The sequence below is a fragment of the Pseudomonas cavernicola genome (assembly GCF_003596405.1).
GTDB classification, from domain to species: domain Bacteria; phylum Pseudomonadota; class Gammaproteobacteria; order Pseudomonadales; family Pseudomonadaceae; genus Aquipseudomonas; species Aquipseudomonas cavernicola.
This window is the reverse complement of the sequence record NZ_QYUR01000002.1, coordinates 58,398-71,679: the sequence shown is the minus strand read 5'-3', so window position 1 is coordinate 71,679 and position 13,282 is coordinate 58,398. Positions and strand designations below refer to the sequence as shown.

The window sequence follows — 13,282 nt, the reverse complement described above, 5'->3', positions numbered from 1 at the left end:
CAGCCTTTTTTGTTTCGGTAGGGTTTAGTTTTGCGCGAGCTTCTGTTCGTATTGCTTCAGTAGTTGCTTGGCGTGCGCTATTTCCAGCGCTTCCATGGCATTGATCGGCTTGATCGCCACGGCACGTTTGAGGTGCTCGATGGCCTTCTGCTCCTCATCGTCGCCATACACGTAGCTCAGTGCGTTGGCGTATTCGTAGTGACCGATCGGTAGGTTGTCGGACCCTTTGAAGGAGCGGGCGAAGTAGGTTTCCATTTTGTCTGCGCTGACCCCGTAAGTCATCTTGCCCACCAGTTTGCCGACCTTGCGGATCACCCCGGCTTCATAGCCGCCATACAGGGCGAGGGCGAAGGGTTGTTGCGGCTGCTTGGCCAGTAGGGCATCCAGCTCCTTGGGAATCTGGCTGGTGTAGCCGCGTTTCAGCACCACCGGAACCGGCAGTTCTTCGCCTAGGCGCGCCTTGGCATAGATGCGGCCGAACATGGCGACAGTGTCGGCCTGTACCAGGCTGCCGGCTTTGTCGGTGTAGTCGATCACTTCTTCCAGTAGATGGTGTTTCTCCTCCTGGTTTGGCACCAGGAACGTGGCGTAAACCACTTGGGCAAACATCGCTGGGATTTGCCCGCCGACGCCGAGCGCCAGACCCTGTTTTTTCGCTTCGGCAAAATCACCGCGGAACATCAGGCGCCAAACTTCTTGCAGCTTGCTGGCATAAATCTCGGCCTCTTCCGGTTTGCCGGTGAAGCCGGTGTTGCCAGTTACGGTCATCTCCAGTGCTTTCGGATAGGTGGTGGCCATGGTCACCACCCAGTCGGCGTCCGGGAACGGATAGTTGGCCCCAAAACCACGGGTCAGCTGCGGCCAGGCTTGGCGCAGTTTGTCGCCCGAGTAGTCGAAGGCGCTTTGCTCGTAGGGGAAGGGTTTCCAGTTGTCGTCCGCCACAGCACTGAGGCTGCAGATGGCGAGGAAGGCAAGTAGATAGCGGCGCATGGCAATGACCTGTTTTTGTTATGACTAAAGGTTCCCGCAACGGGATGCACCGATCATAGGTCGCGGAGGCTGGCGACCAACCCCCATCCTAGGAATGGCTGTCCTTGTGCTGGAACTGGCGACGGTATTGGTTGGGCGACAGTTCTGTGTGCTGACGGAACAGCCGGGCAAAGAAGCTGGCGTCGTCGTAGCCGACCTCGTAACTGATGGTTTTGATGCTCTTGCGAGTGGCGCTGAGCAGGCCTTTGGCTGTTTCGATCCGTAACCGTTGCAGGTAATGCAGCGGTTTGTCGCCAGTGGCGGCCTGGAAGCGTCGCATAAAGTTGCGAATGCTCATGCCGTGCTCGCGCGCCACATCCTCAAAGCGAAACTTATCGGCGAAGTGTTCTTCCAGCCACTGCTGGATTTGTAGGATGGTCACGTCCTGGTGCAGCTTCTGGCCGCCGAAGCCAATCCGCCCAGGCGTGTAGTTGCGTTGCACTTCATAGAGGATGTCGCGGGCCACGCCCTGCGCGACGCTTGCGCCGCAAAAGCGCTCGATCAGGTAAATGTACAGGTCGCAGGCGGAGGTGGTGCCGCCGGCGCAGTAAAGGTTGTCGGCATCTGACAGGTGCTTTTCCTGATTCAGTAGCACCTTGGGGAAGCGCTCGGCGAACTCGCGGAAGAAGCGCCAGTAGGTGGTTGCTTCTTTGCCGTCGAGCAGGCCAGCTTGGGCGATCCAGAACACGCCCATGGCTTCGCCGCAGAGCACGGTGCCGGCGGCGTGTTGGCTACGAAGCCAGCTCAGGACTTGCGGATGGCGGCTGCAGAGAGCATCGAAGTCGCCCCAGCAGGCGGGGAGAATGATTACGTCGGCCGGCTCCAGCGCGCCATCCACGGGCATGATGACATCGCTGAAACTACGTACCGGCTGGCCGTCGGGGCTGACCAGTCGAATCTCGAACGCAGGTGTCAGGCCCAGCCCCTGTTGTCTGCCGTAGCGTAGGCTGGCCATGTGGAAGAAGTCTTTTGCCTGCATCAAGGTGGAGGCGAACACGCCTTCAGTGGCGAGAATGCTGACTCGTTTCAGGGGGGCGGACTGCGCGGTAAGCATGGTTTGTTGTTCTTATCAGGGGAAAGTGGTCAATGTCTGGCTGGATCGTCTTATTTTTTGTCGCATGTGTCCAGTGTGTCCGGACGTTTGACTGCCCTACAGTTTGCGTCTGCCAATACTGGCGTTAGACGTCTCCCTGCAGGTGCAACCATGATTCCAAGAACTCTATTCGGCTCTGACCATGAGCTCTTTCGCGACAGCGTCCGTAAGTTCCTTGAGCAGGAGGCGGTGCCTTTCCATCATCAGTGGGAAAAGGATGGGCATGTCGACCGTCAGCTGTGGAATAAGGGCGGTGCAGCCGGGATGCTCTGTTCGCATATTCCGGAGGAGTATGGCGGCATGGATGCGGACTTTCTCTATAGTGCGGTGGTGATCGAGGAAATCAGTCGACTGGGGTTGAGTGGCATCGGTTTCTCCCTTCACTCGGACATCGTCGCGCCGTACATCCTGCATTACGGCTCTGAAGAGCTGAAGCATAAGTACCTGCCGAAGCTGGTTTCCGGCGAGATGGTCACGGCCATCGCCATGACCGAGCCGGGGGCGGGCTCTGACCTGCAAGGCGTGAAGACCACTGCCGTGTTGGATGGCGATGAGTATGTGATCAATGGTTCGAAGACCTTTATCACCAATGGCTATCTGGCCGATCTGGTAATTGTGGTCGCCAAGACCGATCCCAAGGCCGGTGCCAAGGGCACCAGTCTGTTCCTGGTGGAGGCGGGTACTCCAGGCTTCGCCAAGGGCAAGCGCCTGGAAAAGGTCGGCATGAAGGCGCAAGACACCTCCGAGTTGTTCTTCCAGGATGTGCGGGTGCCAAAGGCGAATCTGCTGGGTCAGGCGGGCATGGGCTTCGCTTATCTGATGCAGGAGCTACCGCAGGAGCGTTTGACGGTGGCCCTCGGCGCCCTGGCCTCGGCCGAGGCCGCGTTGCAGTGGACGCTAGACTACACCCGTGAGCGTAAAGCCTTCGGCAAAGCCATTAGTGACTTCCAGAACACCCGTTTCAAGTTGGCGGAAATCGCCACTGAGGTACAAATCGGGCGGGTTTTCGTCGATCGCTGTCTCGAGCAGCACCTGCAAGGTAAGCTCGATGTGCCGACCGCTGCGATGTGCAAATACTGGACGACCGATCTGCAGTGCAAGGTCTTGGATGAGTGTGTGCAGCTGCACGGTGGCTACGGTTATATGTGGGAATATCCGGTGGCGCGGGCCTGGGCGGATGCGCGGGTGCAGCGGATCTATGCTGGCACCAACGAAATCATGAAGGAAATCATCGCTCGCTCGTTGTAAGGCGCGCAGAGGGGAAAGCCCGGCTTCGCAGGCTGTGAAAACTCCAGCTCAAAAAGAGCAAGGGAGTGCCAGATTTGATCATTAATTGATCAGCGCTTGGCGCTCGAATAGTTTTCACACGGCCTGTTCGGCCGGGTTTTTTATTCTGGGTACGAGGCTAGGGCGCGGGGTTGGGTTGTGCCCTGTGGATCGCCTCGATCCCGGCGAGTACCTCATTGCTTAACTTGAGTTCAGTGCTGATCAGGTTGCTTTGCAACTGCTCGATGGTCGTCGCGCCAATGATGTTGCTGGTCACGAAGGGCTGGGCGCTGACAAAGGAGAGAGCCATTTGAGCTGGATCCAAGCCATGCTCGTGGGCCAGGGCGACGTAGCGCGAGCAGGCAGCCACGGCTTGCGGGTTGGTATAGCGAGTGAATCGGCTGAACAGGCTGATACGTGCATTCGCCGGGCGAGCGCCGCCCTCGTATTTGCCGGAGAGCATGCCGAATGCCATGGGCGAATAGGCCAGCAGGCCGCATTGCTCGCGCAGGGCGACCTCGGCGAGGCCGACTTCGAAGGTTCTATTCAGGAGGTTGTAAGGGTTCTGGATCGACACTGCCCGCGGCCAGCCTTGGCTCTCCGCCAGCTGCAGGTATTTCATGGTGCCCCAGGGCGTCTCGTTGGACAGGCCAATATGGCGAATCTTGCCGGCCTTTACCTGTTCTGCCAGTACTTCTAGGGTTTCTTCCAGTGGCGTGAAGTCTTCTTCTTTGTGCTGGTAGCCGAGTTGGCCGAAGAAGTTAGTGCTGCGCTCCGGCCAATGCAGTTGGTAGAGGTCGATCCAGTCGGTCTGCAAGCGTTTTAGGCTGGAGTCCAGTGCGGCGACTATATGTGTGTGGTTGTGCTTGAGCTGGCCATCGCGGATATGACTGATGCTGTTGCCAGGGCCGGCGATCTTGCTGGCCAGAATCCAGTTGGTGCGGTCGCCGCGGATTTTGAAGTAATTGCCGATGATTTGCTCGGTGCTGCTGTAGGTTTCGGCGCGCGGTGGTACGGGGTACATCTCGGCGGTGTCGATAAAGTTGATGCCGGCGGCGCGTGCGAGATCCATCTGGGCGAAGGCTTCGGCTTGGCTGTTTTGCTCACCCCAGGTCATGCTGCCCAGGCACAAAGCACTCACTTTCAGGTCGGTACGGCCAAGCTTGCGAAACTCCATAAATATCTCCTCGCGCAAAAGTGGCATCAAATCAGGTTGAAATTTTCCGCGCAATCGGCATAATTCCGCAGCTGTTTTCGGTGGGGGATGCCTAGCCTGCCGAACTGGCCGTACGGACGTGATGACCCGAGCCCCCGATAGCGTCCGTCTCTGGCTGTCTTTGACTTGTCAAAGTACGCACTATTCAGTAAGATCCGCCGTCTCATTTCAGGGCGGCCCCTGAGGCTATTAAAGAATGAAAACTTTTACTGCTAAACCGGAAACTGTTAAGCGCGACTGGTTTGTCGTCGACGCTGCAGGTCAGACTCTGGGTCGTCTGGCCACAGAAATCGCTAGCCGTCTGCGTGGCAAGCATAAAGCCGAATACACCCCGCACGTTGATACCGGTGACTACATCGTCGTTATCAATGCCGAGCAGGTGCGTGTGACCGGTGCTAAGACTACTGACAAAATGTACTACTCTCACTCCGGTTTTCCGGGCGGCATCAAGTCGATCAACTTCGAAAAGCTGATCGCCAAGGCGCCTGAGCGTGTGCTCGAGACCGCGGTTAAAGGCATGCTGCCGAAGAACCCGCTGGGTCGCGACATGTACCGTAAGTTGAAAGTGTACAAGGGTGCTGTGCACCCACACACTGCTCAGCAGCCCCAAGAACTGAAGTTTTAACGGAATAGTTCACTATGTCGGCGACTCAAAATTACGGCACTGGCCGTCGCAAGACTGCAACCGCTCGCGTTTTCCTGCGTGCAGGTACTGGCAAGATTTCCATCAACAACCGCACCCTGGACAACTTCTTCGGTCGCGAAACTGCCCGCATGGTAGTTCGCCAGCCGCTGGAGTTGACTGAGACTGTCGAGAAATTCGACATCTACGTTACCGTTCTCGGTGGTGGTGTTAGCGGTCAAGCTGGCGCCATTCGGCATGGCATCACTCGCGCCCTGATGGACTACGACGAAACTCTGCGTCCTGCTTTGCGTAAAGCTGGTTTCGTTACTCGTGATGCTCGTGAAGTTGAGCGTAAGAAAGTCGGTCTGCGTAAAGCGCGTAAGCGTCCGCAGTACTCGAAGCGTTAATTCGCACCTGCGTTCAAAAGCGCCCAGTTTCCTTACGGAGCTGGGCGTTTTTTATGGGCGATTGTTAGGGTTGCGACAACTTGCCGCACCGGTAAATGCCGCGTCCGACAAGGGTTTCAGCCATTTTGTATCCAGTAATTGCCTTGTCAGAAATGGGGCTTTTCTTTACCATTTGGCAAATTTTTTGCGCGGCTTGATTTTTACTTAGTAGATGCCTGAATAACAGGCCACAAAGCTGATGGGAGACGACTGAATGAGCAATGACGGCGTGAATGCAGGCCGGCGTCGCTTTCTGGTGGCGGCCACTTCCGTGGTGGGTGCTGCAGGAGCGGTGGGTGCTGCGGTCCCGTTCGTGGGGTCATGGTTCCCGAGCGCCAAGGCCAAGGCCGCAGGGGCTGCGGTGAAGGTGAATGTCGGCAAGATTGAGCCTGGACAGCAGATGATTGCTGAGTGGCGTGGTCAGCCGGTGTTTATCGTGCGCCGTACTGAGGAGATTCTCGGTAACCTGGTCAAGGTCGAGGGGGGATTGGCCGATCCGGAATCCAAAGCGTCAACTCAGCCCACTTATGTGGACCCTGAAGTGCGCTCGATCAAGCCGGAAATCCTGGTGCTGGTCGGTATCTGCACGCATTTGGGCTGCTCCCCGTCCTTCCGCCCAGAAGTGGCGCCGGTAGATCTCGGTGCTGAATGGGTGGGTGGTTATTTCTGCCCTTGCCACGGCTCCCGTTATGATCTCGCCGGTCGTGTCTACAAGTCACAACCCGCCCCCTTGAATCTGCCAGTGCCGCCGCACTCATATGAGTCGGACGATGTCATTGTCATCGGTGTGGACCAGGAGAAGGCCTGATGAGCAAATTCATGGAGTGGATTGATGCGCGCTTTCCCGCCACCAAAATGTGGGAAGACCATCTAAGCAAGTACTACGCACCGAAAAACTTTAACTTCTTCTACTTTTTTGGCTCCTTGGCACTGTTGGTGCTGGTCAATCAGATCGTCACTGGCATCTGGCTGACCATGAGCTATACCCCATCGGCGGAAGAGGCGTTTGCCTCCGTCGAATACATCATGCGTGATGTGGAGTACGGCTGGATCCTGCGTCTGCTGCACTCGACCGGTGCTTCGGCGTTCTTCATCGTGGTTTATCTGCACATGTTCCGTGGTCTGCTCTACGGTTCCTATCAGAAGCCGCGTGAGCTGGTCTGGATCTTCGGCATGCTGATCTATCTGACGTTGATGGCTGAAGCCTTTATGGGTTATCTGCTGCCTTGGGGGCAGATGTCCTACTGGGGTGCCCAGGTGATCATCTCGCTGTTCGGTGCGATCCCGGTGATCGGTGACGATCTGACTCAGTGGATCCGTGGTGACTATCTGATTTCGGGGATCACGCTGAACCGCTTCTTTGCGCTGCATGTGATCGCGCTACCGATCGTGGTGCTTGGCCTGGTTGTGCTGCACATTCTGGCGCTGCACGAAGTGGGCTCGAACAACCCGGATGGTGTGGATATCAAGAAGCACAAGGATGCGAACGGTGTCCCGCTGGACGGTATCGCGTTCCACCCGTACTACACCGTGAAAGATATCGTCGGCGTAGTGGTGTTCCTGTTTATCTTCTGCGCGATCGTGTTCTTCTTTCCGGAAATGGGTGGTTATTTCCTCGAGAAACCCAACTTCGAAGTGGCTAACGCCTTCAAGACTCCCGAGCACATTGCGCCTGTTTGGTATTTCACGCCGTTCTACGCGATTCTGCGGGCGATTCCAGACAAGCTGATGGGCGTAATTGCCATGGGCGCCGCTATCGCAGTGCTGTTTGTGCTGCCGTGGCTTGATCGGAGTCCGGTCAAGTCCATGCGCTACAAGGGTTGGCTAAGCAAGATCTGGTTGCTGGCGTTCTGCGTTTCCTTCGTGATTCTCGGTGTGCTGGGTGTTCTGGCGCCGACTCCGGAGCGGACGCTGCTGTCGCAGGTGTGTACGTTCCTCTACTTCGCGTATTTCATCCTGATGCCGTTCTACACCAAGCTTGAGAAGACCAAACCGGTTCCGGAAAGGGTGACTGGCTGATGAAAAAGCTATTTGCTGCATTGATTCTCGCTGTACTGCCGGCTGTCTCTTTTGCGTCCGGAGGCCATGAGTTGGACAAGGTCGATATTGACCTGACCGATAAGGCTGCTCTGCAGGATGGCGCGCGGACATTCGCCAACTACTGTATGGGTTGCCACAGTGCCAAGTTCCAGCGTTACGAACGTGTCGCTGATGATCTGGGGATTCCACATGAGTTGATGCTGGAAAACCTGGTGTTCACCGGTGCGAAAATCGGTGATCATATGAAGATCGGCATGCAGCCGGCTGATGCCAAGAGCTGGTTTGGTGCTGCACCGCCGGATCTGACTCTGGTTGCTCGTGTGCGTGGCACTGACTGGTTGTACACCTATCTGCGTAACTTCTATGAAGATCCGGCGCGGCCCTGGGGTGTGAACAACAAGGTGTTCCCCAACGTTGGTATGCCTAACGTGCTGGTTGGCTTGCAAGGTCGCCAGGTAGTTGGCTGCAAGCAGGTGCAAGCGGTTGACGGGGGTAAGAAGCAGTATGACCCGCTGACCGGTACGCCGATTACTCATGAAGCCTGCGATCAGCTGACTGTGCTGCCGAAGACCGGCAAGCTGAATGAGGCGGAGTTCGACGAGAAGGTTAAGAATCTGGTGACCTTCCTGGAATACTCGGCCAATCCGGTGAAACTGCAAAGCCAGCGCATTGGTACCTATGTGCTGCTCTATCTGGCCTTCTTCTTCGTGTTTGCCTATCTGCTCAAGCGCGAATTCTGGAAGGACGTGCATTAATAAGCTGTTTTTTCCGCTGTTGACGTGCGCGCCCGCTTTGGGCGCGCACGTTTTTCTGCTTCTGATAACTTTAACAAGCGAGGAGGACCGCCATGGGCGTGACCAACCGGTTGGCCTGTTACTCCGACCCCGCCGACCACTATTCCCATCGCGTACGTATCGTGCTCGCCGAGAAGGGTGTAAGCGCCGAGATCATTAATGTCGAACCGGGTCGCACACCACCCAAGCTGGCAGAAGTGAACCCCTACGGCAGCGTACCAACCTTGGTCGATCGTGATCTGGCGTTGTATGAATCGACTGTCGTGATGGAATATCTGGACGAACGCTATCCGCACCCACCCTTGTTGCCGGTTTACCCGGTGGCGCGGGCGAATAGCCGGCTGCTGATTCATCGTATCCAGCGTGATTGGTGTGTTCTGGTGGATCTGATCCTTGATCCGCGCAGCAAGGAACCGGCCCGAATTCAGGCGCGCAAGGAGTTGCGCGAAAGCCTGACAGGTGTGTCGCCACTGTTCGCCGATAAGGCATTCTTCCTCAGCGATGAGCTGAGTTTGGTAGATTGTTGTCTGTTGCCGATCCTCTGGCGTTTGCCGAAATTAGGGATCGAGTTGCCCAAGCCAGCCAAGCCGCTACTGGATTACATGGAGCGTCAGTTTGCCCGCGAGGCCTTCCAGGTCAGTCTGTCTGGCGTCGAGCGCGATATGCGCTAAAGCTGAAGGAGCTTTCGATGAACTCCAGTCGTCCTTATCTGATTCGTGCACTCTACGAATGGATTGTTGATAACGATTGCACGCCGCATCTGTTGGTCAACGCCGAGTATCCCGGCGTGCAGGTGCCTCAGGGCTTTGCCAGCGACGGCCAGATAGTGCTGAACGCCTCGCCGAGCGCTGTGCGCCATTTGCATATGGATAACGAGGCGGTGAGTTTCGAGGGCCGTTTCGGTGGGGCGGCGCACACCTTGTATATCCCCTCCACGGCTGTGTTGGCGATTTATGCTCGCGAGAACGGTCAAGGCATGGTCTTCGATTTGGAGTCGCCGGTGGTGGATGAAGAGCCGGACTCTGGGCCGGACGATGATGGTCCGTCCGGTGGTGAGCCGCCCAGACCGAGTGGGCGACCCAGTTTGAAAGTGGTTAAGTAGCCGATAAAAAGGCGATCCTCGGATCGCCTTTTTTGTGTCAGAGATACGTCGTCGGCTTAATTGATGTACTCGAACAGTTTTACGATTTTTTGCACGCCGGATACGCCTTGCACCAAGTTGCTAGCATTGGTGGCCTCTTGGCGGCTGACCAGACCCAGAAGGTAGACAATGCCGTTCTCGGTGATCACCTTGATCCGCGAGCTGGAGATGCTGTTGTCGGTAAGCATCTGGGTCTTGATCTTGGTGGTTAGTAAGGCGTCGTTGCTGCGGGCCAGGGCGGAAGATGGCTGGATAACCTGTAGTTCATTGTGCACTTTCCTCACGCCCTGTACTGAGCGCGCGGCCTGTTCGGCCATGCCTTTCAGTTCGCTGCGTGGCGTTTGGCCGGCGAGCAGCACCACGCCGTTATAGCTGGTCACGACTATGTGCGAGCCCACTGCCAGGTCTGGATTGGCTTTAGCGATTTTGTCGCTGACCTCTGAGGGGATGAATTGGTCATCGATTTTATTGCCGAACGAGCGGCTACCGCAGCCGCCGAGGGCGAAACTGAGTGCCAGAGCGACAAGGATTAGTGGCGAGCGGGTCATTCTTCACTCCCAAACAGTTGGCTATCGATCAGGTCACACAGGCAGTGAATGGCCAGTAGGTGGACTTCCTGAATGCGTGCGGTGACTCTCGACGGTACGCGGATTTCCACGTCTTCTGGTAGCAGCAGCGAGGCCATGCCGCCGCCGTCGCGGCCGGTGAGGGCGACCACGACCATCTCGCGGTCGTGGGCCGCTTGGATAGCCTGGATCACGTTGGCCGAGTTGCCGCTGGTGGAGATTGCTAGCAGCACATCGCCCGGCTGGCCGAGGGCGCGGATTTGCTTGGAGAACACTTCGTTGTAGCTGTAGTCGTTGGCGATCGAGGTGATGGTCGAGCTGTCGGTGGTCAGGGCTATCGCCGGCAGGCTCGGGCGCTCGCGCTCAAAGCGATTGAGCAGTTCGGAGGAGAAGTGTTGGGCGTCGCCAGCCGAGCCACCGTTGCCGCATGAAAGGATCTTGCCCTCGTTGAGTAGGGCGTGGACCATCGCTAGGCTGCCTTGCTCAATGAACGGTACTAGCACTTCCATGGCTTGCTGCTTGGTGTCGATACTGGCCTGAAAAAGCTGGCGGATACGGGATTGCATGTCCATCAGATATGACCTTCAGTGTGGCTGCTGATCAGGTGGCTTCAAGCTTATGTCGGAGGCCATCTGCTGCAAGGGTGTATCGCTCGGCAATCGCAGACCGGGGTCTGTGGTTTCGCCGAGGCTGTGCTCGGGTTTTGCTCTGCACGGATCGGGCGGCCAGGGCGCGTGGGGCGCCTGTGGTGACCGGGCCTGCAGTTCTCTTGTCGTGTCAGGCTGAATTGCGCTGGGCTTGCTCAGGTGTCAAAGGCGTTCTGGATCCAGTTCGGTTTTGCCGTTGAGTTGCCGTTGGCACTGATGGCTACGACATCAAAACGGCAGGGATGTTTAGCCCAGCGCGACTCTTGTTGCAGAAAGTGTTCTGCGGCGGCGGCGAGTTTTCCGCGCTTGCGCGCATCGACACTCTCCAGGGCACCGCCCCAGGCGGCATGCCGCCGGTAGCGTACTTCGACGAATACTACTGTATCGCCGTCGAGCATGACCAGATCGAGCTCGCCGCGTCGGCACAGCCAGTTCTGCGCCAGCAGGCGCAGGCCGTGCTGCTCCAGATGTTGGCGGGCCAGAGCTTCGGCCGCCCGGCCACTGGTTTGGCGGCTGTTGTTATCGATCAATTGATACTGTCGGGAAGGCGTTGGACCTGGCCGTCGCGGAACTCGGCCCAAGGTAGCTGGCGTTCTATGCGTTGCGTCGGGTTTAGGCTGAGGCTGCCGGAGAGACCGTCGACGCGGCTGTCTGGCAGAGCTTTGAGCTGGCTCAGGCGGGGTGCTAGGCGATAGGCGTCGACGCCCATGGCATAGAGCCTGCCCAGGCTGCCGGCAGCCTGGGGCCACTGGCTGCTGACTTGTTGGCGCAGTGGGTCATTCGCGTCGAGTAGCCAGGGCGTTTCGCAAAAACGAATGCCGTTGAGGTCGAGATACTGGGCCGGATTGCTGCTGCCGGTAAATAGGTGAGAGGTGGCATAGACCGGCACATCGCCGGCGTACTGGAAGGCTAGGGTCGGTTTGATCTGCTGCGCTTGCTGTGGAGTGGCGGCTAGGAAGATGAAGTCGACGTCTTGACGGCGCGCTGGCTGCGCGGCAATCGCTACGCCGAGAGTGCTTTGCAGGCGCTTGGCGCGGGCTTCGCTCTGGCGCAGCTGGAACAGATCAGCAATTTGCTGGGCTAGCTCGACGGGCTGATCGACGTGCTCTGCGGCGATCAGGCTTCCACCTGCAGCTTGCCAGCTTTGGCGGAAGGCGCCGAGTACGCGGTCGCCCCATTCGCCGCGCGGTACCAGTGCCACGGCGCGGCGCATGCCATCGGCCCAGGCCCGACGGGCTGCTTCGCGAGCCTCATCTTCGGCCGCGAGACCGAATTGGAACAATTGCGCTGGGCCTTCCTGACCGGCTTCGCTGTAGTTAAGGGCAAGGGTGGTAATTGGCAGTTGTTCGCGTTCACTGAGCTGTTTGACCAGCGGCTTCTCCAGTGGGCCGACCACCAGTTGTACGCCCGCGGCTTGAGCTTGGCGGTAGAAGTCGTCCAGCGAAGTCAGTTGCGAGCTGTCGTACAGTTCGATGGCGGGAGGGTTTTGGCCAGCTTGCTGGGCTTGGTAGTGGGCGGCGAGGAATCCGTCGCGGAGGGCGCGAGCGACCGAGGCCAGTTGGCCTTCCTGCGGCAACAGCAGGGCGATCTTGCTCAGCGGTTGGCTGGCCAGTTCTTTAAGTTTGCTCAGTGGGAGCGGCAGTTGTTGGGCGGCTGGGTGTTGCGGGTTCTGTTGGCGCCAGGTGTCGATGGCGGCCTGTTGTTGTTCCAGGCTGCCGACGCTCTTCGAGATCCGCGCCAGTTGCAACCAGCCAGTCAGGTCGGCATCGCCACTGTCTTGAAGTTGCTCGGGTGGCAGTGCTGCGACCAGCGCCCAGATGGCTTCATGGTTGGCATTGGCGGCTTCGCTGCTGAGCAGTGGCGCGATAAAGATCCGTTCGCGAGCTGCCGCCAGCGTCTGGCCATCGGCCTCAAGAGCGCGGGCGCGAACCAGTTGGGTGCGCGCCTGCTGTTCCACCGGTAGTTCGCTCAGGCGTCCCAGGCTTGGATGGTCAAGTGCTTGCAGGGCGGATTTTGGTTTGTTGCGCGCGAGTGCCAGCTCGGCGGCCAAGGTGTTGGCGAAAATCTGCTGGGCAGGTTTAAGGCTATCCAGTGGTACCTGTTCAAGGATGCTGGTGGCGCGCCCCAGATCCTTCTGGTTATAGGCCAGGTCGGCAGCGGATAAGCGCAGCAGAGCGGCTTGCTCTGGTTGGCTTTCAGTGGCTTGTTGCAGCAACTGCTCAATACTGGCTTCAGGGGTGCGTGGCAGTTCGCCAAGGCTGGACGAGGGCGAGCTGGCACAGGCAGCCAGCAGGCCGGCGAGGCAGAGGGCGGAGAGCGGTCGCAGGCAGGCGATCATGTAAGCGTTCCTGATACTTGATCAAATGAAGGGCGAATTGTACCCAAGCCCCGCCGGGGGCGCGATGTTGATGGTGTGAAT

Annotated in this window: 15 protein-coding genes; 8 read left to right on the top strand and 7 right to left on the bottom strand. The window is 58.0% G+C overall.

All coding sequences use genetic code 11. The annotated features are described in order from the left end of the window. Window positions 1-24: 24 nt before the first annotated feature. The gene (locus tag D3879_RS00665) at window positions 25-990 is read right to left on the bottom strand and encodes a hypothetical protein (RefSeq protein ID WP_119952220.1); all 966 of its coding nucleotides are present in this window, start codon (window positions 988-990) and stop codon (window positions 25-27) included. Between the two features lie 88 nt (window positions 991-1,078). Continuing rightward, the gene (locus D3879_RS00660) at window positions 1,079-1,984 is read right to left on the bottom strand and encodes a GlxA family transcriptional regulator (RefSeq protein WP_177412409.1); all 906 of its coding nucleotides are present in this window, start codon (window positions 1,982-1,984) and stop codon (window positions 1,079-1,081) included. 249 nt (window positions 1,985-2,233) lie between these two features. Here D3879_RS00660 and D3879_RS00655 point away from each other — a divergent pair, with 249 nt between their 5' ends. After that, entirely contained in the window at window positions 2,234-3,370 is a 1,137-nt protein-coding gene (locus D3879_RS00655; protein ID WP_119952218.1) for an acyl-CoA dehydrogenase family protein, read from the top strand. Window positions 3,371-3,527: 157 nt separating this feature from the next. Here D3879_RS00655 and D3879_RS00650 read toward each other — a convergent pair whose 3' ends face one another. Next, window positions 3,528-4,565: an NADP(H)-dependent aldo-keto reductase gene (locus D3879_RS00650; protein WP_119952217.1), complete on the bottom strand. Its 1,038-nt coding sequence runs from the start codon at window positions 4,563-4,565 to the stop codon at window positions 3,528-3,530. Between the two features lie 235 nt (window positions 4,566-4,800). Between D3879_RS00650 and rplM the strand changes: the two genes are divergently transcribed. The 7 genes from rplM (at window position 4,801) to D3879_RS00615 (ending at window position 9,611) form a co-directional block, all read left to right on the top strand. Further along, on the top strand, window positions 4,801-5,229 hold the full coding sequence (gene rplM, locus D3879_RS00645) for a 50S ribosomal protein L13 (RefSeq protein WP_119952216.1): 429 nt from the start codon (window positions 4,801-4,803) through the stop codon (window positions 5,227-5,229). A gap of 14 nt (window positions 5,230-5,243) precedes the next feature. After that, window positions 5,244-5,636: a 30S ribosomal protein S9 gene (rpsI, locus tag D3879_RS00640; RefSeq protein WP_119952215.1), complete on the top strand. Its 393-nt coding sequence runs from the start codon at window positions 5,244-5,246 to the stop codon at window positions 5,634-5,636. A 253-nt stretch (window positions 5,637-5,889) separates the two neighbouring features. Beyond that, on the top strand, window positions 5,890-6,483 hold the full coding sequence (petA, locus tag D3879_RS00635; RefSeq protein ID WP_119952214.1) for a ubiquinol-cytochrome c reductase iron-sulfur subunit: 594 nt from the start codon (window positions 5,890-5,892) through the stop codon (window positions 6,481-6,483). Continuing rightward, entirely contained in the window at window positions 6,483-7,694 is a 1,212-nt protein-coding gene (locus tag D3879_RS00630; RefSeq protein ID WP_119952213.1) for a cytochrome b, read from the top strand. The genes petA and D3879_RS00630 overlap by 1 nt, the downstream gene beginning before the upstream one ends. Next, a complete protein-coding gene (locus D3879_RS00625; protein WP_119952212.1) occupies window positions 7,694-8,470 on the top strand; it encodes a cytochrome c1 in 777 nt (258 codons plus the stop codon). The genes D3879_RS00630 and D3879_RS00625 overlap by 1 nt, the downstream gene beginning before the upstream one ends. Window positions 8,471-8,562: 92 nt before the next feature. Beyond that, window positions 8,563-9,180 carry a glutathione S-transferase N-terminal domain-containing protein gene (locus D3879_RS00620; protein ID WP_119952211.1) on the top strand — a complete coding sequence of 206 codons (618 nt, stop codon included), beginning with the start codon at window positions 8,563-8,565 and terminating at the stop codon, window positions 9,178-9,180. A 17-nt stretch (window positions 9,181-9,197) separates the two neighbouring features. Continuing rightward, window positions 9,198-9,611, top strand: a complete 414-nt coding sequence (locus tag D3879_RS00615; RefSeq protein ID WP_119952210.1) for a ClpXP protease specificity-enhancing factor — start codon at window positions 9,198-9,200, stop codon at window positions 9,609-9,611. Window positions 9,612-9,667: 56 nt separating this feature from the next. On the opposite strand, the gene D3879_RS00610 is transcribed toward D3879_RS00615, so the two are convergent. From D3879_RS00610 to D3879_RS00595, 4 genes are all read right to left on the bottom strand, one after another. Then, on the bottom strand, window positions 9,668-10,198 hold the full coding sequence (locus D3879_RS00610) for a BON domain-containing protein (RefSeq protein ID WP_119952209.1): 531 nt from the start codon (window positions 10,196-10,198) through the stop codon (window positions 9,668-9,670). Beyond that, window positions 10,195-10,788, bottom strand: a complete 594-nt coding sequence (locus D3879_RS00605; protein WP_119952208.1) for a phosphoheptose isomerase — start codon at window positions 10,786-10,788, stop codon at window positions 10,195-10,197. The genes D3879_RS00610 and D3879_RS00605 overlap by 4 nt, the downstream gene beginning before the upstream one ends. Window positions 10,789-11,018: 230 nt before the next feature. Next, complete coding sequence (locus D3879_RS00600; protein WP_119952207.1) at window positions 11,019-11,393, bottom strand: YraN family protein; 375 nt, start codon at window positions 11,391-11,393, stop codon at window positions 11,019-11,021. After that, the gene (locus tag D3879_RS00595; RefSeq protein WP_119952206.1) at window positions 11,390-13,201 is read right to left on the bottom strand and encodes a penicillin-binding protein activator; all 1,812 of its coding nucleotides are present in this window, start codon (window positions 13,199-13,201) and stop codon (window positions 11,390-11,392) included. Before D3879_RS00595 ends, D3879_RS00600 begins: the two co-directional genes overlap by 4 nt. Window positions 13,202-13,282: the final 81 nt, after the last annotated feature.

Bases quoted from the DNA above. Each gene is read 5' to 3' on its own strand.
- D3879_RS00605 (WP_119952208.1), bottom strand. From the start codon at position 10,788: ATGGACATGCAATCCCGTATCCGCCAGCTTTTTCAGGCCAGTATCGAC.
- D3879_RS00615 (WP_119952210.1), top strand. From the start codon at position 9,198: ATGAACTCCAGTCGTCCTTATCTGATTCGTGCACTCTACGAATGGATT.
- D3879_RS00655 (WP_119952218.1), top strand. From the start codon at position 2,234: ATGATTCCAAGAACTCTATTCGGCTCTGACCATGAGCTCTTTCGCGAC.
- D3879_RS00620 (WP_119952211.1), top strand. From the start codon at position 8,563: ATGGGCGTGACCAACCGGTTGGCCTGTTACTCCGACCCCGCCGACCAC.
- D3879_RS00625 (WP_119952212.1), top strand. From the start codon at position 7,694: ATGAAAAAGCTATTTGCTGCATTGATTCTCGCTGTACTGCCGGCTGTC.
- D3879_RS00650 (WP_119952217.1), bottom strand. From the start codon at position 4,565: ATGGAGTTTCGCAAGCTTGGCCGTACCGACCTGAAAGTGAGTGCTTTG.
- D3879_RS00610 (WP_119952209.1), bottom strand. From the start codon at position 10,198: ATGACCCGCTCGCCACTAATCCTTGTCGCTCTGGCACTCAGTTTCGCC.
- rplM (WP_119952216.1), top strand. From the start codon at position 4,801: ATGAAAACTTTTACTGCTAAACCGGAAACTGTTAAGCGCGACTGGTTT.
- petA (WP_119952214.1), top strand. From the start codon at position 5,890: ATGAGCAATGACGGCGTGAATGCAGGCCGGCGTCGCTTTCTGGTGGCG.
- D3879_RS00630 (WP_119952213.1), top strand. From the start codon at position 6,483: ATGAGCAAATTCATGGAGTGGATTGATGCGCGCTTTCCCGCCACCAAA.
- D3879_RS00595 (WP_119952206.1), bottom strand. From the start codon at position 13,201: ATGATCGCCTGCCTGCGACCGCTCTCCGCCCTCTGCCTCGCCGGCCTG.
- rpsI (WP_119952215.1), top strand. From the start codon at position 5,244: ATGTCGGCGACTCAAAATTACGGCACTGGCCGTCGCAAGACTGCAACC.
- D3879_RS00665 (WP_119952220.1), bottom strand. From the start codon at position 990: ATGCGCCGCTATCTACTTGCCTTCCTCGCCATCTGCAGCCTCAGTGCT.
- D3879_RS00660 (WP_177412409.1), bottom strand. From the start codon at position 1,984: ATGGCCAGCCTACGCTACGGCAGACAACAGGGGCTGGGCCTGACACCT.